Raw genomic sequence first — 577 nt, 5'->3', positions numbered from 1 at the left:
CCGGGTCGCAGCTCGGGCCGGAGTGGGAGTGGAACCACAACCCCGACACCACCAAGTTCAGCGTCGGCAGCGGGCTGAAGCTGCAGACCGCCACCGTGACCAACGACCTGTACTCGGCCCGCAACACCCTCACCCACCGCATCCTCGGGCCGTCCTCCACCGCGACGATCCAGCTGGACTACTCCCAGATGCGCGACGGCGACCGGGCGGGGCTGGCGATGCTGCGCGACTCCTCGGCCTGGATCGGCGTCCGGCGCGACAACGGCCAGACCCGGCTCGTCGCGACCAACAACCTGACCATGAACAGCAGCTGGCAGACCACCTCCACCGGCAGCGAGGTGGCCTCCACCTCGGTGTCCGGCGGCCGGATCTGGCTGCGGGTCAACGCCGACATCCGGCCCGGCAGCGGCCGCCAGGCCAAGTTCTCCTACAGCACCGACGGGGTGAACTTCACCTCCTTCGGCCCCGCCTTCACGATGGGCAACGCCTGGCAGTTCTTCATGGGCTACCGCTTCGGCATCTTCAACTACGCCACCCAGTCCCTGGGCGGCTCGGTCACCGTCAACCGGTTCGACCT

1 protein-coding gene is annotated in these 577 nt (G+C 68.6%); it reads left to right on the top strand.

Annotation, left to right across the window (positions count from 1 at the left end; genetic code table 11):
• Positions 1-577 (top strand): beta-xylosidase family glycoside hydrolase (locus Mam01_RS36165; protein ID WP_204289709.1); only part of this gene is annotated, 577 nt, incomplete at both ends.

This window comes from Microbispora amethystogenes, from assembly GCF_016863015.1.
In the GTDB taxonomy this organism is placed as follows: Bacteria; Actinomycetota; Actinomycetes; order Streptosporangiales; family Streptosporangiaceae; genus Microbispora; species Microbispora amethystogenes.
Note: the sequence above shows the minus strand (reverse complement) of the source record. Positions and strands in the feature narration are given on the sequence as shown.